The sequence below is a fragment of the Neorhizobium descurainiae genome (assembly GCF_051400715.1).
In the GTDB taxonomy this organism is placed as follows: domain Bacteria; phylum Pseudomonadota; class Alphaproteobacteria; order Rhizobiales; family Rhizobiaceae; genus Neorhizobium.
Genome location: NZ_JBLFFK010000026.1, coordinates 43,381 through 65,773, shown reverse-complemented (window position 1 = coordinate 65,773; position 22,393 = coordinate 43,381). Strand labels below are relative to the sequence as shown.

The window sequence follows — 22,393 nt, the reverse complement described above, 5'->3', positions numbered from 1 at the left end:
TACTCGGCGTCATCCTCGGCCTTGTGTCGAGGATCTATAAACATCAATGGCTTGCAGGTGCCCGGAACAGGCCAGAGCATGACGGAAGAGAAGCTCTCACCTTGTCAGCAGTCTGAGTTAGCCTCGGCTAAGTCTCAGATTTCGTTGATGAGGGATCAACACGCTTACCTCAGTCGAACCGGTCGCCGATCAGCCGCATCCAGCCTTCGCCCGCCAGTCCGCTGATCAGCGCCTGGCCTGCCCTGACCGGTTCGAGCAGGCTCTTGTCGCGTGCCGCCGCGACATAGAAGGACCGGCTGTAGAAGAAAGCGCGGCGGGTCATCAGCGCCGGAGTAAGCCAGGGGTGGGCCGCGCCACGAAGGCCGGCGCAACCGAGCCCATGGGCATGGGCGAAAAGGTCGTCGACGAGCTCGCCGGCCGCAGCCGGCGCAGAAACCGCCTGCAGCACCCAGCCGATGGCTCCTGGTTCGGTGAAATAGACATAGGCGGCGAGCGGACGGTCGCCGGCGCCGTAGCCGACCCGCCATTCCGGATAGCCGAATTTCCGCTTCTGCTCGGCCTGATCGAGGAACCAGCCGATATTGTCCGCCTCCCAGCGCGGTTTCAGCGGATAGACGTCCTTCAACACCAGCAGCGCCTTGCCGAATTCGGCCGGCGTCACGTCGCGAAAAGCAAGTTTGCCGCCTTGGGCCGGATGGAAGGACGCCTTTCCGACAAGCGCGGTCGCGCGGTCGGCCATTCGTCCGAACGGGCGAAGCAGCCGCGCGATGCCGACGTGCCGTTCCAGCAGCTGCACGCCGGTGGAGGCCGGCCGCAGAACCTTCAGCCAGTTCAGGCTGTAGCCCGGATCGAGCGGATGGCCCGCCTTCTGCCACATGCCGAGCGCCGTCTGGTTTGCGGTCTCCGTCAGGGAAATGTCCTGCGGACCCGACAGGAAGGCGCGCACGAGACGGGCACCCGCCAGCGGATTTTCCCTGGGGTTCTCGACCATCAGCGAGCCCGCGAAAGCCGCGCGCAAGGGCCGGCCGTCGAATTCCAGGCGTGCGGGAAAGACGCCGACGAAACCCGATATGCGGCCATCCGCCGCCGCAAAAACCTTGGACCGGATATCAGGCTCCGCCCAGGGATTATTGAAGAAAGCCTCTTCGAGATAGGCGCTCAGCGAGGGAGATTGCGTTTTGGAATTGCGAAACGTCTCCTGGAAAAGCCGTGCGACGGGCTCGACATCCCCACGCTCGAAATCGCGGACCGTGCCCGCCTCCGTCTTTGCCGTCATGCCCCATCACCTCACTGGAGGCACGACCTTGCACGAGGAGGATTAAATAAACGAAAAAGGGCCCCGCAAATCGCGGAGCCCTAAACCGGCCTGTACGGTATCGATCGGGCTGTTACATCCAATAGGGCGGGACGCCGTAATAGTCGTAGATTGTCCGGCCTTTGTCGTTGTACCAGGTCTCGTCGTCGAGATCGCGGTAACGCGGCGCGCCGGTGATCTGGTCCTTGGTCAGGTCGATGCGATAGCCGTCGAGCTCTTCGTCATAGCGCAGCTTTTCCCAGGGCAGCGGGTAGTAGTCGTCGCCAATCCCCAGGAAGCCGCCGAAGCTCAGCACCGCATAAGCGACGCGGCCACCGCGCTTTTCCAGAAGCACGCGTTCGATCGACCCGATATGCTTGCCGTCAGCGCCATAGACGCGGGTGCCTTCGACCTTGTCGCTTGCAATCAGCGCGGGAGTATCCTTGACATAGGGGTCCTGGCCGGCTCGCGGTTCCTCATGCAACATAACGCACCTCCTTTGTTTCCTCATCCATTGTCACATGGGTAAAACGCCCCGCCCGGCGGGATGTTCCCCGGCGCGTGCGATCATTGACGTTTACGTCAAAGTTATATAGCTGTTTGACATGCGCCTATGGTTGAAGCGTGGGCGCCATGGCATAATCTGTTTCGGGCGGCAAAATGGAGGATTTTGCAGCCCACGCGCCGGCAAGCGCGGGACGACAAGAAAAACGATAGAGGAGGTCCAGCATGAACGAAGTCACCGCACGTACCGACGCCAATCCGGGAAAAATCTGGCTCGCCTCCTACCCGCCGACAGTCCCGGCGGAAATCCCGCCGCTGCAGCATCATTCTCTCGGCGAACTCTTCGAAGACAGTTGCGCGCGATATGCCGATCGCCCCGCCTTTTCGAGCATGGGCAAGTCGCTGACCTTCCGGCAGCTCGAAGCGGAAAGCCGCAAGATCGCCGCCTGGCTGCAGGCGCAGGGGTTCGCGAAGGGCGATCGCATCGCCGTCATGCTGCCGAACATCCTGCAGAACCCGGTGATCGTCTACGGCATCCTCCGCGTCGGCCTGGTGGTGGTCAACGTCAATCCGCTCTATACGCCGCGCGAACTGGAGTACCAGCTCAAGGATTCCGGCGCCAAGGCGATCTTCGTCCTGGAAAACTTCGCCCGGACCGTGGAGCAGGCTTTGCCCAATACCGAGGTCAAGCATGTGATCGTGGCGACCATGGGCGACATGCTGGGCCTCAAGGGCCATATCGTCAATCTCGTCGTCCGGCGGGTGAAGAAGCTCGTGCCGGCATGGTCGCTTCCGTCAGCCAGGAGCTTCAAGCAGGTCGTCGCCGAAGGCGCGCGGTCGGCCATGAGCCCCGTCCAAGTCTCAGCCGAGGACATCGCCTTCCTGCAATATACCGGCGGCACGACGGGTATTTCCAAGGGGGCGATCCTGACCCATTCCAACCTGCTCGCCAACAAGGAGCAGATGGCGATGTGGCTTGAGACGGCTTTTCTTTCGAAACCGCGGCCGGACCAGCTGCAGTTCCTCTGCGCCCTGCCGCTCTACCACATCTTCGCCCTGACGGTGAATTCGCTGATGGGCGTTGCCACCGGCAGCCACAATATCCTCATCGCCAATCCGCGCGACATCCCCGCCTTCGTCAAGGAGCTGCAGAAGTACAAGATTCACGTCTTCCCGGGCCTCAACACGCTGTTCAACGCGCTGATGAACAACGCGGATTTCCAGAAGCTCGACTTCTCCTCGCTGCTCCTCGTCTTCGGCGGCGGCATGTCGGTGCAGCGGCCGGTCGCCGAACGCTGGCTGAAGATGACCGGCTGCCCGATCACCGAAGGCTACGGTCTTTCGGAGACCTCTCCCGTCGCGACCGCCAACCGGCTCGACACGAAGGACTTCACCGGCATGATCGGCCTGCCCATATCGTCGACGGAGATTTCCATCCGCGACGACGACGGCGGTGAAGTCGAGCTTGGCGACGTGGGCGAAATCTGCATCCGCGGCCCGCAGGTGATGGCCGGCTACTGGAACCGTCCCGACGAGACCGCCAAGGTGATGACGCCGGACGGCTATTTCCGCACCGGCGACATGGGTTACATGGACCGCGAGGGCTATACGAAGATCGTCGACCGAAAGAAGGACATGATCCTCGTCTCCGGCTTCAACGTCTATCCGAACGAGGTCGAGGAAGTGGTCGCCACCCATCCGGGCGTACTGGAATGCGCGGCGATCGGCGTGCCGGACGAACATTCCGGCGAGGCGGTGAAGCTTTTCGTGGTCAAGAAGGATCCGAACCTGACGGAAGCGGACCTCAAAGCCCATTGCAGCGCCAATCTCACCAACTACAAGCGGCCGCGCTTCATCGAATTCCGCACCGAACTGCCGAAATCGAACGTCGGCAAGATCCTGCGGCGCGAATTGCGGGGCTGACCGACCGTTGCATCGCTGCGACAGGCGGCAATCAAGAATTGGTCACGTAGGTGGAATTCCGCGGTTAGCGGTGGACGGCCCGGCGATCCTTGATTAGCGCTTTCCCATAGGGGCTTGAACAGGAGCATGTTGGAGTTCGCTTGGAGAGCCACGTCGGATTTTCGTTCCGCCTGATCGCCGCTGCTACGGCGCTGGCCGTCCTCGCTGGCTGCGCCGGGCGGCCCGAAGGCGTGCTCATTCCCACCCAGGCTCAGGCTGCGGGGGCCGCAAAGGTCGATGTCCTCGTCGCGACCACGCGGCGCCCCACCGATGCGCCGGGCGTGCTGTTTTCGGGCGAACGCGGCAGAGAACCGCAGGTCACCGAGATCGCCGTCTCCATTCCGCCGGACAGCGCCCGCGAGATCGGCCAGGTGCAGTGGCCGTCGAAGCTGCCCGCCAATCCGGCGAAGGAGTTCGCGACCGTTTCCGTGACGCCGCTGGCGGTCGATGACGCCCGGAACTGGCTCAGAGGGCATCTGCCGAAAACGCGCCGCGTGCTGGTCTTCGTGCACGGATTCAACAACCGTTACGAGGACGCGGTCTACCGCTTCGCGCAGATCGTCCATGACTCGAAGGCGGACGTGGCGCCGGTGCTCTTCACCTGGCCGTCGCGCGGGAGCATCTTCGCCTATAATTACGACAAGGAAAGCACGAACTATTCCCGTGATGCGCTGGAAGAGATGCTGCACCGGCTCGCGAAGGAGCCGAGCGTCGGCGAGGTCACCATCATGGCCCATTCCATGGGCTCCTGGCTCACCGTCGAGGCGCTCAGGCAAATGGCGATCCGCGACGGCCGCGTCGCGCCCAAGATCCAGAACGTCATCCTCGCCTCGCCCGACCTCGATGTCGACGTGTTCGGCCAGCAGCTTGCGGAATTCGGCCAGCATCGCCCGCATTTCACCCTCTTCGTCTCGCGGGACGACCGGGCGCTCAGCCTGTCGCGCCGCATCTCCGGCAATATCGACCGGCTCGGCCAGGTGGATCCGACCGTCGAACCTTATCGCAGCGAATTCGAAAAGGCCGGCATCGTTGTGCTGGACCTTACCGCGCTCAAGACCGGCGACAGGCTGAACCACGGCAAGTTCGCGGAAAGCCCGGAAGTGGTGAAGCTGATCGGCAACCGGCTGATCGAAGGCCAGACGGTGACTGATTCCGACGTCGGTCTCGGCGACCGGCTTGGCGCCGTTGCGCTCGGCGCGGCGCAGACCGTCGGAGGCGCGGCAAGCGTTGCCGTCAGCACGCCGATCGCTATCTTCGACCCGACGACGCGGCGCACCTATGAAGACCAGGTCCATCGCCTCGGCAATGCCGTCGGCAACACGGTCACCACGGCCGTCGGGCAATAGGTGAAAAGCCTCCCGCGACGCTTGATTTGACGGGGAAAGCGAATAGGTTCCCGTGCATCCCCTTTCCGAGCGTGAGGAAGCCCCCATGCAGGCCATCATCCAAGACCTGAAATCCGCCGTCACGAAGACCAACGCCACGAATATCCGGGCCGCATTCGCGGCCGATCCCGACCGCTTCGAAAGGTTCAGCGCCAGCTTCGGCGATCTCCTGATGGACTATTCCAAGACGTCGGTAAACGAAGAGATCCTGCTGCTGCTGCAAAGGCTTGCCGAGGTCGGCGGTGTCGCCGCCAAGCGCGAGGAGATGTTCTCGGGCGTCGCGATCAATTTTACCGAAGGCCGTGCGGTCCTGCACACCGCGCTCCGCAATCGTGCCAACACCCCGGTCCTGGTCGACGGCAAGGACGTGATGCCGGATGTCAACGCCGTGCTCGCCGCCATGGGCAGGTTCGCCGACGGCATCCGCTCCGGCGCATTGAAAGGCGCCACCGGCAGAAAGATCACCGACGTCGTCAATATCGGCATCGGCGGCTCGGACCTCGGCCCTGTTATGGCGACCCTGGCGCTGGCACCCTTCCACGACGGCCCGCGGGCGCATTTCGTCTCCAATGTCGACGGCGCGCATATCGCCGACACGCTGAAACTGCTCGATGCCGAGACGACCCTGTTCATCATCGCATCGAAGACTTTCACGACCATCGAGACGATGACCAATGCGGCTTCGGCCCGCGCCTTCATCGCCGGCAAGCTCGGAGAGGCCGCGGTGAAGCATCATTTCTGCGCCGTCTCAACGGCGCTCGACAAGGTCGCCGCCTTCGGCATCGAGAGCGACCGCGTCTTCGGTTTCTGGGATTGGGTCGGCGGCCGCTACTCGATCTGGTCGGCGATCGGCCTGCCGCTGATGATCGCGGTCGGCCCGGAAAACTTCGGAAAGTTCCTCGACGGCGCGCATGCGATGGACAACCATTTCCGCACCGCGCCAGTGCGCCAGAACCTGCCCATGCTGCTCGGCTTGATCGGCTTCTATCACCGCAACGTGCTGAACTATCCCTCGCGCGCCATCCTGCCCTACGACCAGCGGCTCCTGCGCTTTCCGGCCTACCTGCAGCAGCTCGACATGGAATCGAACGGCAAGGGGGTCACGATCGACGGCAAGCCGGTCGAGGGCAATTCCGGCCCGGTCGTCTGGGGCGAGCCCGGCACCAACGGCCAGCACGCCTTCTACCAGCTTATCCATCAGGGCACGAGCATCATCCCGGCCGAGTTCATGATCGCCGCCAACGGCTTCGAGCCGCATCTGCGCCACCAGCACGAGCTCTTGATCGCCAATTGCCTGGCGCAGTCGGAAGCGCTGATGAAGGGCCGCACGTTCCAGGAAGCCAAAGAGCAGCTCCTCTCCAAGGGCATGGACGAGAAACAGGCGGATTTCATCGCCCCGCATCGCGTCTTTGCCGGCAACCGCCCGTCGATCACCTTCGTCTACGACAAGCTGACGCCTTTCGCGCTCGGCCGACTGATCGCGCTCTACGAGCACCGCGTCTTCGTCGAAGGTGTGCTCTTCCGCATCAACTCCTTCGACCAGTGGGGCGTCGAACTCGGCAAGGAACTGGCGACCGGCCTACTGCCCGTCATCGAAGGCAGGGAAAGCGCTGCCGGTCACGATTCCTCGACGCAGGGGCTGGTTGAGGCGCTCGCGGAGTTGAAGAAGTAGGATTTGGCTGATGTGATTTGGGCTCGCCGGTTCGGCGGGCCGGGTCTTTTCGGGCGTGCCGCGCAAGCCCTATGATATGGACCGCGTGTCTTACAACCCGATCTCGTGCGCGAAGGGCGGATTGGCGCCGGCGCGCGAGACCGTCACGGCAGCAGCCTTGGCGCCGAGTGCCAGCGCCTTGCCGACCTGCTCTTCCGTGAGCGCCGCGACCTTTTCCTTCGTCAACAGGTCCTGCATCTTGAACGAAGCCAGGATGCCGGCGTCGAACGTATCGCCGGCGCCGACCGTATCGACCACCGTCACCCGCTCGCTCGGCACGGAGACCTTGAAGCGCTCCGTATAACCCGTCGCACCCTCGGCGCCGCGGGTGAGCATCACGAGCTTGGCGCCTTCGTTCAGCCAGCGGGCGGCGAGCGCATCGTGATCGCCTTCCATCCCGAACCAGGCGAGGTCCTCGTCCGAGAACTTGATGATATCCGACATGGCGGCCATGCGGCGCACCCGGCCCATATGCTTCTCTTTGTCCTTGATGAAGCCCGGGCGGATGTTCGGATCGAAGGAAATGACGCGCCTTTGGTATTCGCGCGCCATCAGCGCCTCGTAGGTGCCGCCGCAGGGCTCGGGGATGAGGCTGATCGCCCCGAAATGCATGGCCTCGCAGTCGTCGCCCAATACCGGCAGATCGGCCTCGGTGATCATCCGGCCGGCCGTGCCCTCGTCGTAGAAGGCATAGCTTGCCTGGCCGTTGACGAGCTTGACGAAAGCGATCGTCGTCGGGCGCGAGGAGACGGCGGCGAGGCTGTAGTCGACCCCGCTCCTTGCCAGCGTCTCGCGCAGGATGTCGCCCATCATGTCGTCGGAAATGCCGGTGAAGAACGCCGTCGGCTGGCCGAGACGGCCGAGCGCGATCGCCGTGTTGAAGACCGCGCCGCCGGCATAGGGCGCAAAGCCCTTTTCGCCCGCCGTCGTCTCACGCGGCAACATGTCGATCAGGGCTTCGCCGCAGCACAAAATCATAGTGTCCTCCCGCACGCGCTCAGCAGTCTTCAATCGATTAAGCGAGCTTTTGCAAAAATACTAGAGCGAAAGCTCACTCACCCCGCCATTCCGGCCCGACCACGCGAGCGGCGCATCGAGGAAGGCCTCGACCTCCGACAGCGTCTTCTCGTCGAACAGCTTGCCTGCCCGGGCGACGGTGAGAACGTCGCGCCAGGTGGCAATATAATGAAGATCGACCTTGCCCTTGGAGAAGCGCAGTCCGGCCTCCGGGAATATATCGTAGAAAAAGAGCGCGATGCCGTGGTCGACCGTGCCTCCGGCGGCGCGGATCGCGTCGATGAACGCGAACATGCTACCGCCCGCCGTCGTCAGGTCCTCGATGACGAGAACGCGCGCGCCCTCCGGCATGTGCCCTTCGATCTGCGCATTACGGCCATGGCCCTTCGGCGCCTTGCGGACGTAGATCATCGGCAGGCCGAGCCGCTCGGCGAGGAAGGCTGCGAACGGGATGCCCGCCGTCTCGCCGCCGGCGACGCAATCGAATTTTTCAAAGCCCGCATCGCGCATGACGGTGGCGGCGGCGAAATCCATGATCGCCGAGCGGATGCGCGGATAGGAGATGAGCTTGCGGCAATCGATATAGACCGGGCTCATCATGCCGGAGGAGAACTTGTAGGGCTTGTCGGCGCTGAAATGGACCGCTCCGATTTCCCAGAGCATCTTCGCCATCAGTTCGGCCATTACACCGCGATCCGGAAACGTGGTCTGAATCATGCGCCCTATCCTTCTTTGTCAAAACCACGCGCCGCAATAGCAGCATGCGAAGGCCGGCGCCAGACGGGGCCGTGAATGATGCCATAAATTAAAGAAGGATCAGGCGCTGGTCCGCGTATCGTTCAAATCCACGGGCCGCAGGTAGCCTGCGACTTCCACCCGGTCGCGGCCGGCGCGCTTGGCTTCGTACAGCGCGTTGTCGGCGAGACTGAGCACCGTTTCGAAGGGTTGGCCGCCCGCCGCGCCCATGGCAATGCCAGCGCTAACAGTGCAGCGGAGCGAAGCCTCGCCGATCCTGATCTCGCGCGCGGCGAAGCTGCGCGAGATGTCGTTGGCGATCCGCTCGGCCCGGCCCGACAGGACGTTGTCCAGGATCACGACGAACTCCTCCCCGCCGAGCCGCGCGATCGTATGCGGGCGCTTCGTGCCCTTCGTAAGATCCTCGGCGAAGATCTTCAGCACCAGGTCGCCGGAGGCATGGCCGTACTGATCGTTGATGGACTTGAAACGGTCTATATCGAAGACGATGACCGCCGTCGAAGAGCCGAGAACCCGGTGGCCGTACAGCTCGAAAAGTGCACGGCGATTGAGAAGCCCCGTCAGGGCATCAGTCGTCGCTTCCCGGCGGTGATACGCCGCCATGCGCCATTGGTGCAGCGCGAGCGAGAGGGCCCCGATGCCGGTCATGCCGGCGATGGACACGCCGATGTTGAGAGTTTCCGCCCAATTGTCCGGCGCGTGGCCAAGAACCCATTGCCGGTTGAAGATCAGAACGGCGGCACACAGAGCAAAGGAAAAGCCGCTGATCGTGTAAAGCGTGGCCATGCCGCCCAACGGCCCCGGAGCTTCCCCGCGGGCAAGCCAATATTGCCGGGCCGTGCCGATCAGCAGCAATGCAGTTGCAAGATTCATGGCGATGAAGCCGAGGCCGTCGAACCCGCTCGCCAGAAGGGGCAAGCCCAAGGCCATGTTGACGACCGATAGGACAATAGCCAGCCTCCAGGGCCTGATGCCCGTGCGGAACTGAACGGAGGCGGAATAGATGGTGCTGAACCCCGCCATCAGGAAGGCATAGGCGAAGGATGCACCGATGAGGCCGGCCTCAACGGTATAGGAACTATAGACGAAAATACCGGAAACGGTGAGGCCGAGAGCGACGACGAGCGTGAGCAGAAAGGAATCGGTGCGACGGGAAAACCATGTGCCGAACAGCGTCACCATCAGACACGCCGCCGACACGCCGAGCGCCAGCAGAAGAGAATGGTAGTCAAGCATCATGCCAAGCCTTCTCTTCGGGCATGCCCGGCGGAAAATCTTGGCTCCACGCTACCTCGGGATTCTATCCAAAAGGTTACCGCATATATCCAAATGCAACCGATCTCGATGGCACTTGATTTTACGTCTCAACCACTTGCCAGTAGAGCGGGAACATCGGGTCGAAGACCGTGATCGGCCCCGCGCCGGTCTCGCGCTTGTCGGGAAACTTCGCCGGCTCATCCCGCTTTTCGAGGGTGATCGTCTCCTCGTTCGGCCTCAGGCCGTACCAGGCCGGACCGTTGAGCGAGGTGAAGGCTTCCAGCTTGTCGAGCGCATCCTCTTCCTCGAAGACATGCGCCAGGCAGCTCATGGTGTTCACCGAGGTATAGATGCCGGCGCAACCGCAGGCGCATTCCTTCAGCGGATCGACATGCGGCGCGGAATCCGTGCCCAGGAAGAAGCGCGCGTCACCCGATGTCGCGGCGGCCCGGAGCGCCAGCCGATGGTTCTCGCGCTTGGCGACAGGCAGGCAGTAATAATGCGGGCGGATGCCGCCGACCAGAATGGCGTTGCGATTGATGATCAGGTGATGGGTGGTGATGGAGCCGGCCAGATTGCCCTTGGACGACTTGATGTAATCGATGCCGTCGGCGGTCGTCACGTGCTCCATGGTGACCCTGAGCTCCGGCAGACGCCGGCGCAGCGGATCAAGAACCGTCTCGATGAAGACGGCCTCGCGATCGAAGATATCGACTTCCGGCGTCGTGACCTCGCCGTGCACGCAGAGCGGCAGGCCGATCTTCGCCATGCGCTCCAGCACCGGCATGGCCTTGTCGAGATCGCGCACACCGCCGTGGGAGTTGGTCGTGGCACCCGCGGGATAGAGCTTCACCGCTGAGATGAGGCCGCTCTTCCTGCCCTCCTCCACGTCGTCCGGATCGGTGTGCTCCGTCAGGTAGAGCGTCATCAGCGGTTCGAAGCGATCGCCCTTCGGAAGCGCCGCGAGGATGCGTTCCCGATAGGCCCTGGCATCCCCTGTCGTCACCACCGGCGGAACCAGATTGGGCATGATGATGGCGCGGGCGAAATGCCGGCTCGTGTCGCCGATCACCCCTTGCAGCACGGCGCCGTCGCGCAGGTGGAGATGCCAGTCGTCGGGGCGGCGGAGGGTGAGCGTCTTCATGGGGAAACTTCCGGAACTGATCGATGCGCCCCCATACCACCAACGGCTCGCACAAGACAATCCAAAGTGATGGGGTGGCGCCCGCCGTACCCCGATCTGTCGAATACCGACGTTCACGCAAATGTGCAGGATAGGAGGGAAGAAACCGTCACGAAAGCTCAAGACAGCAGGAACCGCCGCCCGCTTTTCTGCGTTCGTACGCAATCTGAAGAATCAGTTAAATCGGAGCACAGAATGAAATCCCGTGCCTCTAAAGTCAACAGGGGTTTTGTGATTGCCACAGGCACTGCCGTGGCGCTCTGCGCATTCGCGGCTTCTCCGGGCGCCGAGGAACGGGCCGGCCTGCAGCTCGTCCCGGCCGTGCAGACGGAATGCGACCGCCTCGCCGGCAGTCCTTACGACCAGCAGCGCAACAGCGAGTTTGCGCCGGTCGGCATCGACGAGATCGACGGTTCGGCGGTCGATGCCTGCCGGACGGCCTATGAGGCGACCGGCAATCCGCGTTTCGCCTATCAGCTCGGCCGCGCGCTCAACAAGACCCAGCAAGCCGACGAGGCGATGAGCGCTTATGATGCCGCCGTACAGGCCGGCTATCCGGCCGCCAAGGTGAATTTCGGCATGCTGATGGGCCGGCTCGGCGACGAGCGGGCCGAATTCCAGCTCTATTCGGAAGCGGCGCAGAGCGGCAACGTGCTCGCCGCCTACAATCTCGGCGTCGCCTATCGCGATGGTCTCGGCACGCAACCGGATGTCCAAAAGGCACTTCAATGGTTCGAAAAAGCCGCCGGGGAAGGCGACGACACGGCCGCCTTCAACATCGGCGCGATCTATGACGAAGGCCAGCTCCTGCCGCAGGACGACCAGACGGCGATCGCCTGGTACGATCTCGCCGCCCAGCGCGGCAACACGGATGCGATGATCAATCTCGGCCTGATGTACGAGGCCGGAGAAGGCATCGAAGCGAATGCCGTGAAGGCCGCGGAAATGTACCGCCAGGCTGCGGAAAACGGCGATGTCTTCGGCGCCTACAAGTTCCTGCAGATGCAGGAGCAAGGCATCGTTCCGGCTCCCGTCACCCCCTCCGCACCGGAAGGCGTCAATTCGCTGGTGCTGAAGCCAGACGACCTGAAGCAACCCGCCGCCGCCGGCAAGGAAATCTGAGGTTCAGATTTCGAAGGTTCAGATTTCGAAGGTTCAGATTTCTCCGGCGGACGGACCCCAGACGTCGGTCATGGCAAAGCCTTCCGACAGCGGATCGAAGGGATCGAGCGCCACCTGGTGCAGGCCGAAGGTAAAGCCGCGGCCGGCGATCGTGGGAATGATCGCCGGCTTTCCCGCAACCGTGGTTTCCGCCGCCAGTCCCACTTCAAACTGCGAGCCGATGATCGATCGCGACTGGAAGACGTCTCCGACCTTCACCTTTCCTCGCGCATGAAGCGCCGCGAGATTGGCTGAATTGCCGGTGCCGCAGGGCGAACGATCGGCCCGGCCCGGCCACATGGTGGTGCAGGTGCGCACCGTGCCGTCGGCCTCCGTATTGCGGAACATCACATAAGCCACGCCGGAGATAGCCGGGATTTCCGGATGCACGACGGGGATTTCCCGGTTGATGAGGTCCTTCAGCACCATGCCGGCCTGGACGAGAGCGGCGGCATTGCCTTTCTCGATCGTCAGATTGATCTGGCCGACGTCCACCAGCGCATAGAAGATGCCGCCATAGCAAAGGTCGAGCGTGATCTCGCCCCAATCCGGGGTCCTGAGCCGGACGTCGAGCTCATGCACAAAGGACGGCACCATGGTGAGCTTCACCTTTTCGCAGCGGCCGTCCCGGCAGGTGGCGACCGCCTTGACGAGGCCGGCAGCGGTTTCCAGCGTGACGATCGTCTCGGGCTCCTTCATCTCGACGATGCCGGATTCCAGAAGCGCAGTGGTGACGCAGATGGAATTCGAACCGGAGCTCGCATGCGCCTGGTCCGGCTGCAGGATGATGAAGGCGGCATCCGCGTCCGGATGCCTTGCCGGCAAGAGCAGATTGACCGAGCCGATCGGCGCGCCGCGCGGCTCCAGGCAGAGGAAGCGGCGGAGCTCCCGCCCTTTCGGATCGGTATTCAGCCAGTGAAGCTGGGCGGCCACCGTTTCCCCCGGGATCTTCGGCACGCCGCCCACCGCGACCTTGCCGATCTCGCCTTCGCAATGGACGTCCAGAAGCTGGATCGTGCGCTTCCATCTCATGAGATATGCTCCAAATCAGACGTGCCGGGTGATGCCGCCATCGACGCGGATGTTCTGGCCGGTGATGTAGCCGGCGCCGTCGGACAGCAGGAAGGCCGCCGTCTTGGCGATCTCCTCCACATGGCCGACGCGCTTCATCGGCACCTTGCCGGCGGTTTCGGGCTTGTGGTTCAGGCTGTCGATGTAACCGGGCAGGATGCAGTTCATGCGGATGTTGTCGGCGGCATAACGGTCCGCGTAGAGCTTGGTGAAGGCGCCGGCCGCAGCGCGATAGGTGCAGGATACCGGAAAGACCAGCGAGGGCTCGTAGGCCGCGAACGTGGTGATGTTGACGAAGGCGCCCTTGCCCTGTTTCAGCATCACCGGCGTGGCGAGCCGCGCCATGCGCACCAGCGACAGGATCATCATGTCGGAACCGAGCGTCCAGGCCTCGTCGGCGATGTCGAGCAGGTCTCCCTTCGGCGGATGGCCGGTATGGTTGACCACGGCGTCGATCCGCCCGTAGGTCTTCATCGTCAGGTCGAAGATCGCCTGGATGTCCTCCGCCTTCTCCGCCACGCCGCGGGAGGCGACGCCGCCGAGCTCCGCCGCCAGCTTTTCGCAGCTTTCCGACGGCGACATCAGCGCCAGCCTGTAGCCCTGCCCGTGCAGTTCGCGGGCGATCGCCTCGCCCATGCCGCGTCCGCCGCCGGTGATCAGCGCCACCTTTTCCGTCTCAGCCATCGGATTCTCCTTGAAATTTCGCCGCCCGAAGATCGGCATCCGCGAACAGATATCGCAGCCCCGCGGCTTTGCCTACCGCCTTCAGCCGGTCGAGATACCGTTTGATATGGCTTTCGATGCGCTTTCCTTCGGAGCCGTCGACACTCGCCCGGGCCTGCGACCACAGCCCTGTCTGGAAACCCAGATAGCAGACTTCGAAAGCAGCAAGGACGTCTTCACGCAGATCGCAATCGGCTTCCCGCATGACGAGCTCGGCAAGGCGGTTGCGCTCCTCGCCCGTGAGTTCGAATTCCACACCGGCACCCGCGACATCCCAGGCGATGTCCTGACAGCCGACGAGATCATGGGCGGCATTGTGGTCCAGCGCATCCGTCTTGATCAACCGGCCATCCGCCGTCAACAGCCATTCCCACGGATGAAGCCGGTTATCCGTATCGACCCGACGCAGCCGCCCGCGGAACCGGTTCGGCGAGCCTATCAGGCGCCTCAGCTTTTCCGCCGTTTCCGGTGTCGCCGCTTCCCCAATATTAAAGGCAGCCATATGGCAGAGATCATGGATCGACGCGCCGCCACCCGGCGCGGGAAGATGGCGCGCGCGAAAGCCGAGATAGCGGCCGAGATGCTCCACAAGCCGCGGCCTGTCCATGCTCACCCTGTCGAGGGACGCTCCGGAGACCCATTCTTCAACGATGAACCCGTAACAGGTGCCGGCAATTTTCGGAATAAACCCCGCTTCGCTCAGCAAAGCGCCTCTTCTCGCCTTGTCCGCATCGGCTCCGCAAAGGCCGGCAAATTTGACATGCCAGGCCTGCCCGTCGGCTTCCATCAGGAACTTGCGTTTTTCCATTTGCGTATAGCTCGGCGGCCAGAGCGAGGGATCATCATGCGGGAGGGCGCGCCACGCGCCGCCGGACAAATCCCGCCATGACGGCTTCGCGACGCCCACGGTATCGGCCGCCCATGTCTGCAGTCGATGTTTCGGGTCCCGGGCCTTGAGAATGAGGTCGTCGAAACCGACGACATGGCGTGGCCGTTCTTTCCAGCGCATCCGGTGGAGCTCGCTTGAATGGGGTCCCGGATCGCCCCCGTGGCTGGGGAAGAAATGAAGCCGGCCCGGCGCCACGCCATTGGCCTGCAGCCAGTCCGCGACGCTGCCGAACGAGCTCCCCGACAATCCCGGCCCTTCGTCGACGATGGCGAAATCGGTTTCAGGGTCCGCGAGAATGCGCCGGGAAAGCGCAGGCGTCACTTGCACGCGCCGTTCGAACGGGTGCCCCGTCGGCCGAAGCGAACAGGCAGGCCCGGCGCCGAGCGCCGCGGAAACCAGGGCCGCAAGCCCGGTGCCTATGCTGCGGATCCCGATCACGACCGTTTTGGAGGTCAATTTCGAGATCGACGCCGCTTCCATATAACTCTCGGGATACAGCGCATAAAAAGCATAACCCTCCGCCCGCTTCGTCCGTATCGGCTCGGCGCTGTCCAGATATTCCAGCCTGTCTGGCCAATCCTCGGGGAGCAGCAATTCCCCGACAAAGCCGTTCCGCCAGGATTGGAGAATTGCCCGGGCCTGTCCGAGCAGAAGTTCTGCGCCCGCATCCTGAACCTCGGACACATCGTCCGCGCCCTTTATGCCGAATTCCCGATCGGCCAGCCCCTGGACCAGTTCCCCCGTCCGGATAAACGCTTGCACCAGTGTTTCATGACGCTGCCGGCCGGGCTGCCTATCGACGGAGGCGGCCATCATTCCTGCAATCGATGCGCGTATCGCCGCTGCGTCCTCGATGCGCTCGACATCGTCATAGACCAACATCCGGTCCTTCCTCTCCGTTGCAGCGCATCGAACGCCTGAAACGGGAAGAGCGATCCATGAGGGAAGATTAAAAGTGAGGCATCTGGAACTGTTGCGGCTTCCCGTTGTTAGCTTTGTAGATCCTGCAGCTCGCAAATGCCGGAGGGAAGCATGCGTTCGAAATCCATTCGCGTCGGATTGGTGGGTGTTGGCAACTGCGCCTCGTCATTGGTTCAAGGGCTCACCTACTATCGTAACGTCCGGGAGAACGAACCGGTTCCAGGCCTCATGCATATCGATCTCGGCGGATATCATGTTAGCGATGTCGAAATATCCGCCGCGTTCGATGTCGCGGCGACCAAGGTCGGGCACGACGTTGCGGAAGCGATCTATGCGGAACCCAACAACACCCAGCGTTTCGCGGATGTCGCGCCGACCGGCATCGAAGTGAACCGCGGCCGGACGCTGGACGGGATAGGGAAATATCTCCGCGATCGCATCGAGGAGTCGGCCGAGCCGGTGGCCGACGTCGCGGAAATCCTGCGGCAGACCCGGACGGACGTCCTGGTCTCCTATCTGCCGGTCGGCTCGGAGGAAGCGACGAAATGGTATGCCGAACAGGCGCTCGCAGCCGGCTGCGCATTCATCAACTGCATTCCGGTGTTCATAGCCTCCAAACCGGAATGGCAGCAGAAGTTCGCTGCCCGCAAGCTGCCGCTCATTGGCGACGACATCAAGAGCCAGGTCGGCGCAACGATCGTCCACAGGATGCTTGTCAATCTCTTCCGGGAACGCGGTGTTCGGATTGACCGGACCTACCAGCTCAACTTCGGAGGAAACACGGATTTCCTCAACATGCTGGAACGCGAGCGGCTGGAATCGAAGAAGATTTCCAAGACCCAGTCGGTGACGAGCCAGCTGGACGTTCCGCTCCCCGCCGATGACGTCCATGTCGGACCGAGCGACCATGTTCCCTGGCTCGCGGACCGCAAATGGGCCTACATCCGGCTGGAAGGCACGACTTTCGGCGGCGTGCCGCTCAATGCCGAGCTCAAGCTGGAAGTCTGGGATTCCCCCAATTCCGCAGGCGTGGTCATCGATGCGATACGCTGCGCAAAACTGGCGCTCGATCGCGGCCTGGGCGGTGTCCTGACCGGCCCCTCCAGCTATTTCATGAAGTCCCCGCCACGGCAATTCACCGACCACGAGGCCCGCCGGCGAACGCAGAATTTCATCGACGACCAGGAAGACGTCCTGCGCGGAGCGGCGGAATGACGGTGACGTTCTTCCTGGTGCGTCACGCAGCCCATGACGATGTCGGGAGTTTTCTGGCGGGCCGGACAGGCGGCATTTCGCTGGGAGACGCAGGCCGCGCGCAAGCCCGGTCTCTGGCGCAACGGATGCGGCGCGAAGATATCGGCGGGATATATACGAGCCCGCGCGAACGCACCCGGGAAACGGCGGCCGCCATCGCATCGGCTTGCGGCCTCGATGCGCCGGAGATTGCCGTCGAGCTGGACGAGGTGGATTTCGGCGCCTGGTCGGGAAAGACGTTCGCGGTTCTCGATGCCGACCCCCTGTGGCGCCGGTGGAATACCGTCCGAAGCCTCACGCGCACCCCGGGAGGCGAAACGATGCTGGACGTACAAAGGCGGGTCCTCCGCCTCATCGAGACCCTGACGAACGGCAACAGTGGCCGGAGATTGGCTCTGGTGTCCCATGCCGATGTCATCAAGGCGGCCGTCAGCCATGTCCTGGGGTTGCCGGTCGATGCCTGGCCCAGATTCGAGATCGCGCCCGCCTCCATAAGCACGCTCGTGGTGGGCGATTGGGGCGCGAAAGTGATGACGCTCAACGAAATAGCCTTGGAACCCAATCCTATCGGGGAAGACACATGATCGAAGCTGCCATGATCTGGAACGAGCCGAACAACAAGTCTCACTGGGATCCGGAAATCGATCCCGAATGGAACCTGTTTGCGCAGATGGCAATTCTCGCCGCCGATGCCATCGCGGAAAAAAATCCGGAGCTTACCAAGGTGCTCGGGGGGATATCGCCGATCGATCCTTTCTTCATCGGCCGCATGAAGGATTACGGCGTGCTCGACCATGTCGACGCGGTCGCCGTGCACGGCTTTCCCCTCGACTGGAACCTGTGGCAGATTCACGAATGGCCGGAGAAGATCAACGAAATCCGTGCCGTTACCGACTTGCCGATCTGGGTGAGCGAGGTGGGCGTTTCGACCTTCGGCGCGGAAGAAGTGCAGCTATGGGGCCTGAAGCGAACCGCCGAACTGCTCAAGGGCAAAGTCGAGCGGTGCCAGTGGTACAGCCTCTACGATCTCCCCCGATCGTGGGAAGCGACGACGCGCCACCGGGAAGCCGAAGGCTCTTCCTATTATCGGCACTATTACATGGGCATCCTGCGGGAAGACGGGACGCCCAAACCGGCGCTTGACGAGTTTGCGAAGCACACGCCGGAACTCGGGCTGGTGCAATGGTTCCATTTCGAGGACCCGCGGCTGGACGACGCTGCCGCATGGATGAAGCGGCTGGGTGTGAAATCCATCCGCACCGGCCTGTCCTGGGCCGACCGGTTCCGGCCCAATGCGCTCGACTGGTTCGACCGGCAGATGCGCGCACTTGAGGATTTCGACGTCACCGTCACATTCTGCTTCACGCCCGAGCACAGGGGCATAGCACCGCATCACACCAGCGCACCGCTCGTGCCCGAGGAATTCGCCGAGTTCTGCGCGGAGATGATCGATCGATACGCACCGCGACAGGGTAGCGGATACGTGTCGCGCGCTGCCAGGTCGGCCGCGCGGCTGCTGGGGCTCGAATCACGCGCCTCCCTCGGAGCCCGCTAATCCGAGCCGCCGGGCAATCCGGCCAACCGGTCCCCGCGAGTAGGCCAGCCCCTGATAGAAGGCCAAGGCAGCGCGGGCCCAGAGAATGTAGAGCCCAGGGCTATGAAGCAGGCGGGCAGCCAGGAAAACCCGGTGGCTCCAGAAGCTGATCCCGCAACGCATGATATAGATCATCTTGCGCTGCAAAGTCAGATAATGGCTACCGGCCTGGACGCGCTTGCGCGGGCGCAGACCGAGACGGGGCCAGGTCAGACGGAACGAGAGGCCTTCCCGTCGCTGACGGAATCCGGCAGCCTGGGTGGCGACCACGAAATCAGCAGCCACAGGCGACAGCGCGATCCGGTTCGCACCCATTCCCGCGCGGAGAAGGGCGAGAAGCACCTGCGACCGGACGAGCACGACGTTCGTTCCCCGTCCATCCGATGAATAAGGTTCCTTCCAGGCGTCGCCGAATGCGATATCGGCCGTTTCGGCAACCACGTCGTCGCAGAAATTGCATGCGGAATTCTGGAAGAAACCTGCCCCCCAATCGCCATCGGCCAGGTGCCACCAATCCCGGGCACGGATCTCGCCGTTTCCAAGCGTCAATTTAGCCCGGTACCAGTTCGCCGGCCGGTCGGGGGTTTTCACCCGGTAGTCGAGCTGCTTCACGCGGCTGATGTCCTCCTCCATCTGCCAGGCGAAGCTTTCGGCCATGCGCGCGCTCTTCATGTGGCCGCAGAAGAGCCCAAGGGTGAAGACCACCCGCTCCTTCAATACCGGATCATGGGCGCAGGCCAGCCGCACGGCCTTGATGAAGCAGGGAATGGCGACCACCGCATACCGGCCCGGCGTCTCCCGAATCTCCCGGAGCACTCCGGAAAACTCGACCGGATAATATCGGGACTTGGCGCCCGCCTGAAGCTCCTGCAGATCGCGCGACAACGTATAGTGGAACAGGCGTCCCTCCGTGTGCGGATCATCGCTCTGCCTGACATGCGCGACGCCATCGACAAGCCCGCAACGCAGGAGTTCCGCCGCCACCCAGGTGACCATGCCCCCGGAACTGCCGTTCGCCCTATATTCGTCCTCCACGACATGGCCGACATAAGCGGCCTCGAAACGGCCGAGCAGGGGGTGCCGGTCCTTCGCGGACGGGAAATGCTCGGCCGCCAGATCATCCTCGTCCCGCGCCGTAGGGGAAAACGGACAAATCCGGGCAAACTCACCATCTCGGCCGCGCAACCAGGCTTTCGGACCTCGCGGCTTCAATTGCCCATACCGGTCGAGCTGCATGCGGACATCGGGCCGTGCCGAGCTTGCGGCGCAAGAGCCGCAACCGATGCAGAGGCCGGATTTGACGATATCTCTGGGCCTCACGCTTGCCGCGAGCCGGTCCTGTCGAGCGGAGCTATTGCAGGACATGGCTGAGATAGGCGTTGGAGGCATGGCGCAGGGAGGAGATCCGCTGCGAAACGCCCGCTGGAAGGGGATTGCCGAGAATGACATCCAGATGCGTTGGCTTCATCTCTTCGGTCATCACATGATCACCCGCTCCGACCGTCAGCGTCAGGTCGCGGATCTTGTTGGAGCGATAGTCGGACAGCACACCTGCAAACGGCTTGTCTTTGACGAGCGAAAAGACGCATCCATGAAAGAAGTTCGTCACGACCGCCTTTGCTCCGGCAATGAAGCCGGCGAACTCTTCCGGTCCGGCATCGATCCATTGCTCGTCGGCCCAATCGTTCCGGTAACCGATGCTGACCAGCGGAAGGCCTCGATCCTTCGCCCATTGCCGGACGGCGTTCCGAAACCAGGCGGGAAAGCTGTGTCCATAGACGGCAACATAGTCGGGCTCTCGCACGCCACCGGCCTTGGCACCTATCGCCTCCGGAAACTGGAGGCACGGGTCCAGAACGAGTTCCGGCTCGAAACCCAGCGTGTCGCGAATGAGCCGTTCGGAATGGAGGTCGCGGACCGAAATATGGGAGAACCTGCGCAGCTTTTCCGCCCAGCCTTCCAGTATTTCCGAAGACGCGAGGCTTCCGAAGGTCGCCGCATAGGAGGCGAGACGCCCGCACCGCAGACCCTCTCCATAAAATAGCGGGTGCCCGCCATACCAGGGATGCCGAAGGTTCCAGACCTCGTCGCTGCCGACGATGACGAGCGGAAAATCTTCCATCGCCGTCGCATCTTCCAGTGAAAACGGAGAGGAAAGCGGCAGCGCGGCGAACGATTCGAAGAACTTGCGGATCTTCGCCTTGTAGAGCGGAAAATCTTCCTTCGGCGTTGCGGCAGGAAGCAGCGGCTGCAGGGCGCAGCGCCATTCCGCGCGATTCACGCGATCGGATGTGTGTTCCAGGAGAACGGCCTCCACCCCCATGGAAGCGAGACCTTCGGCAAGGCAGCGCGCCTGCCAGTAGGAGCCATAGTTTATGCAGCGATGGAATGTCAGAATCCCGACCTTGAGCATGTGTCCCACTGAAACAGATTGAATATTCCGGATAACCGGTCAGCCCCCTTTACGTTCCAATCGGCCGAGGTACCTCCCGGCGTCGAGGCCTTTCCCGTGCCGCTTAACAGGTTGCCTTCCGAGCCTGCCGCCCTACCTTGCAGTATCGGGAGAAAAACGATGCTTTCGGTACGATGGGACAAGCCGGTTCTGGTCGGCGACAATCTGATTTTCGGGCCATTGGAGGCTCACAAATTCATGATGTCAGGCTGGCCGAACATCAAGGACCGCGAATTCGCGATCGCGGAGAGCACCATTCTCGCCGCTCTCGACGGCAGGAAGACACCGGACGAAGCGCGCGAAAAGTTCGAGGCTGCGCTGAAGAGCGCGCAGCTCAACTGAGCCGACGAGGAAAGAAGCCGGCTGCGCCGACCGAATTCTATTTCACGCAGGCCGCCGAAGCATTGTTCTGGTTGGCCGTAGAGCCGTTTTGGGCAGCCACATCAGGGTCGCACTTGTTTGGCGGCTGGGCTGTGTGTCCCGGGGTGCTTCCAGTCGTGCCGTGGTCGAGTTGCCCACCCGTTCCGGCTGTCGATCCGCCGGTATCGTTGGTATTGCCCGGCCCCGTCGTCGCTCCCGTCGCGCCCCCGGCCGTATTTCCGGACGTGCCGCCGGTCGATTGCGCAGATGCGCTGCCGGCAGCAAGAAGAATTGACAGGGCGGCAGCGGAGATCAGTCTGGTCATGGTGCACCTCGTTGGCAGGTCTCGGCTACCGAACCTGAGGGCGGCCAGCATGTTCCACGGAAACCGTTGCCATCCTCCGGCGAAGGACGCGATCAGGGTGGCAATAAAAGACCGGTCAGCCGCGTTTCAGGGCGGTGACTTCCAGCTCCACCTTCATCTCTTCCATGGCAAAGCCGCAGATGATCGTCGTGTTGGTGGGGCGCGGATCGGAGAAGGTTTCGCCCAGGACCCTGGAGACGGCCATGACGTCGTCTCGGCTCGCCAGATAGACCCTGACCCGCACGACATCCGAAAGCGACGACCCGGCCTTCTGCAACGTCTCGGAAATCGTCTTCAAAGACTGGCGCGCCTGCTCGGCTGCGTCACTGGAAATCGTGCCTCCGTTCGCAAAGTCATAACCGGCCGTGCCGGATACGAAGACCCACGGATCCTGCACGACGGCGCGGGAATAGCCCGCCATTTCCTCGAAGCGCGAGCCTGAGTTGATCGTCCAGCGTGCATCCGGCATGAATTTTCCGCTCCATCCATCTTGTTTGATCACATGATCACGACTAAGCTCCCCAGTCAACAACCA

The 22,393-nt window shown here is 62.8% G+C and carries 21 protein-coding genes; 8 read left to right on the top strand and 13 right to left on the bottom strand.

Translation table 11 applies throughout. From position 1 onward, the window contains the following. Positions 1-169: 169 nt before the first annotated feature. Positions 170-1,276: a hypothetical protein gene (locus ACMGE0_RS29250; RefSeq protein WP_436819408.1), complete on the bottom strand. Its 1,107-nt coding sequence runs from the start codon at positions 1,274-1,276 to the stop codon at positions 170-172. A gap of 112 nt (positions 1,277-1,388) precedes the next feature. Then, positions 1,389-1,781: a PRC-barrel domain-containing protein gene (locus ACMGE0_RS29245; RefSeq protein ID WP_436819407.1), complete on the bottom strand. Its 393-nt coding sequence runs from the start codon at positions 1,779-1,781 to the stop codon at positions 1,389-1,391. A gap of 242 nt (positions 1,782-2,023) precedes the next feature. On the opposite strand from ACMGE0_RS29245, the gene ACMGE0_RS29240 reads away from it, so the two are divergent. The 3 genes from ACMGE0_RS29240 to pgi all read left to right on the top strand — a co-directional run bounded on the left by ACMGE0_RS29240 (position 2,024) and on the right by pgi (position 6,817). Then, the gene (locus tag ACMGE0_RS29240) at positions 2,024-3,721 is read left to right on the top strand and encodes a long-chain fatty acid--CoA ligase (RefSeq protein ID WP_436819406.1); all 1,698 of its coding nucleotides are present in this window, start codon (positions 2,024-2,026) and stop codon (positions 3,719-3,721) included. A gap of 140 nt (positions 3,722-3,861) precedes the next feature. Then, a complete protein-coding gene (locus ACMGE0_RS29235) occupies positions 3,862-5,106 on the top strand; it encodes an alpha/beta hydrolase (protein ID WP_436819405.1) in 1,245 nt (414 codons plus the stop codon). 85 nt (positions 5,107-5,191) lie between these two features. Further along, a complete protein-coding gene (gene pgi / locus ACMGE0_RS29230; protein ID WP_436819404.1) occupies positions 5,192-6,817 on the top strand; it encodes a glucose-6-phosphate isomerase in 1,626 nt (541 codons plus the stop codon). A gap of 90 nt (positions 6,818-6,907) precedes the next feature. Here the strand turns inward: pgi and ACMGE0_RS29225 are convergent, their stop codons facing one another. The 4 genes from ACMGE0_RS29225 to pyrC form a co-directional block, all read right to left on the bottom strand. Beyond that, positions 6,908-7,834 (bottom strand): carbohydrate kinase family protein, encoded by a 927-nt coding sequence (locus tag ACMGE0_RS29225; RefSeq protein WP_436819403.1) that lies wholly within the window; start codon positions 7,832-7,834, stop codon positions 6,908-6,910. Between the two features lie 60 nt (positions 7,835-7,894). After that, the gene (locus ACMGE0_RS29220) at positions 7,895-8,590 is read right to left on the bottom strand and encodes an orotate phosphoribosyltransferase (protein WP_436819402.1); all 696 of its coding nucleotides are present in this window, start codon (positions 8,588-8,590) and stop codon (positions 7,895-7,897) included. Between the two features lie 99 nt (positions 8,591-8,689). Then, positions 8,690-9,868, bottom strand: a complete 1,179-nt coding sequence (locus ACMGE0_RS29215; RefSeq protein WP_436819401.1) for a diguanylate cyclase — start codon at positions 9,866-9,868, stop codon at positions 8,690-8,692. Positions 9,869-9,986: 118 nt separating this feature from the next. After that, on the bottom strand, positions 9,987-11,030 hold the full coding sequence (pyrC, locus tag ACMGE0_RS29210) for a dihydroorotase (protein ID WP_436819400.1): 1,044 nt from the start codon (positions 11,028-11,030) through the stop codon (positions 9,987-9,989). A 234-nt stretch (positions 11,031-11,264) separates the two neighbouring features. Here pyrC and ACMGE0_RS29205 point away from each other — a divergent pair, with 234 nt between their 5' ends. Continuing rightward, on the top strand, positions 11,265-12,191 hold the full coding sequence (locus ACMGE0_RS29205) for a tetratricopeptide repeat protein (RefSeq protein WP_436819399.1): 927 nt from the start codon (positions 11,265-11,267) through the stop codon (positions 12,189-12,191). A 33-nt stretch (positions 12,192-12,224) separates the two neighbouring features. Here the strand turns inward: ACMGE0_RS29205 and ACMGE0_RS29200 are convergent, their stop codons facing one another. From ACMGE0_RS29200 to ACMGE0_RS29190, 3 genes are read right to left on the bottom strand one after another with little or no spacing between them, the layout of a single operon-like run. Further along, complete coding sequence (locus tag ACMGE0_RS29200; protein WP_436819398.1) at positions 12,225-13,262, bottom strand: 4-hydroxyproline epimerase; 1,038 nt, start codon at positions 13,260-13,262, stop codon at positions 12,225-12,227. Positions 13,263-13,277: 15 nt separating this feature from the next. Beyond that, the gene (locus tag ACMGE0_RS29195; RefSeq protein WP_436819397.1) at positions 13,278-13,985 is read right to left on the bottom strand and encodes an SDR family oxidoreductase; all 708 of its coding nucleotides are present in this window, start codon (positions 13,983-13,985) and stop codon (positions 13,278-13,280) included. Beyond that, positions 13,978-15,795, bottom strand: a complete 1,818-nt coding sequence (locus ACMGE0_RS29190) for a hypothetical protein (protein WP_436819396.1) — start codon at positions 15,793-15,795, stop codon at positions 13,978-13,980. The genes ACMGE0_RS29195 and ACMGE0_RS29190 overlap by 8 nt, the downstream gene beginning before the upstream one ends. A gap of 150 nt (positions 15,796-15,945) precedes the next feature. Between ACMGE0_RS29190 and ACMGE0_RS29185 the strand changes: the two genes are divergently transcribed. Genes ACMGE0_RS29185 through ACMGE0_RS29175 form a run of 3 tightly spaced genes read left to right on the top strand, consistent with a single transcriptional unit; the run spans position 15,946 to position 18,643 of the window. Further along, positions 15,946-17,049 (top strand): inositol-3-phosphate synthase, encoded by a 1,104-nt coding sequence (locus ACMGE0_RS29185; protein ID WP_436819395.1) that lies wholly within the window; start codon positions 15,946-15,948, stop codon positions 17,047-17,049. Continuing rightward, positions 17,046-17,672: a histidine phosphatase family protein gene (locus tag ACMGE0_RS29180; RefSeq protein ID WP_436819394.1), complete on the top strand. Its 627-nt coding sequence runs from the start codon at positions 17,046-17,048 to the stop codon at positions 17,670-17,672. The genes ACMGE0_RS29185 and ACMGE0_RS29180 overlap by 4 nt, the downstream gene beginning before the upstream one ends. After that, a complete protein-coding gene (locus tag ACMGE0_RS29175) occupies positions 17,669-18,643 on the top strand; it encodes a glycoside hydrolase 5 family protein (RefSeq protein ID WP_436819393.1) in 975 nt (324 codons plus the stop codon). Before ACMGE0_RS29180 ends, ACMGE0_RS29175 begins: the two co-directional genes overlap by 4 nt. Here the strand turns inward: ACMGE0_RS29175 and ACMGE0_RS29170 are convergent. After that, positions 18,617-19,918, bottom strand: a complete 1,302-nt coding sequence (locus ACMGE0_RS29170; RefSeq protein WP_436819423.1) for a Coenzyme F420 hydrogenase/dehydrogenase, beta subunit C-terminal domain — start codon at positions 19,916-19,918, stop codon at positions 18,617-18,619. The genes ACMGE0_RS29175 and ACMGE0_RS29170 overlap by 27 nt on opposite strands. Before the next feature lie 115 nt (positions 19,919-20,033). Beyond that, on the bottom strand, positions 20,034-21,095 hold the full coding sequence (locus ACMGE0_RS29165) for a polysaccharide pyruvyl transferase family protein (RefSeq protein ID WP_436819392.1): 1,062 nt from the start codon (positions 21,093-21,095) through the stop codon (positions 20,034-20,036). Positions 21,096-21,254: 159 nt separating this feature from the next. On the opposite strand from ACMGE0_RS29165, the gene ACMGE0_RS29160 reads away from it, so the two are divergent. Continuing rightward, positions 21,255-21,476, top strand: a complete 222-nt coding sequence (locus tag ACMGE0_RS29160) for a DUF982 domain-containing protein (RefSeq protein WP_436819391.1) — start codon at positions 21,255-21,257, stop codon at positions 21,474-21,476. Positions 21,477-21,513: 37 nt separating this feature from the next. Here the strand turns inward: ACMGE0_RS29160 and ACMGE0_RS29155 are convergent, their stop codons facing one another. Next, a complete protein-coding gene (locus tag ACMGE0_RS29155; RefSeq protein WP_436819390.1) occupies positions 21,514-21,819 on the bottom strand; it encodes a hypothetical protein in 306 nt (101 codons plus the stop codon). 115 nt (positions 21,820-21,934) lie between these two features. Further along, a complete protein-coding gene (locus tag ACMGE0_RS29150; protein WP_436819389.1) occupies positions 21,935-22,327 on the bottom strand; it encodes a RidA family protein in 393 nt (130 codons plus the stop codon). Between the last annotated feature and the right edge of the window lie 66 nt (positions 22,328-22,393).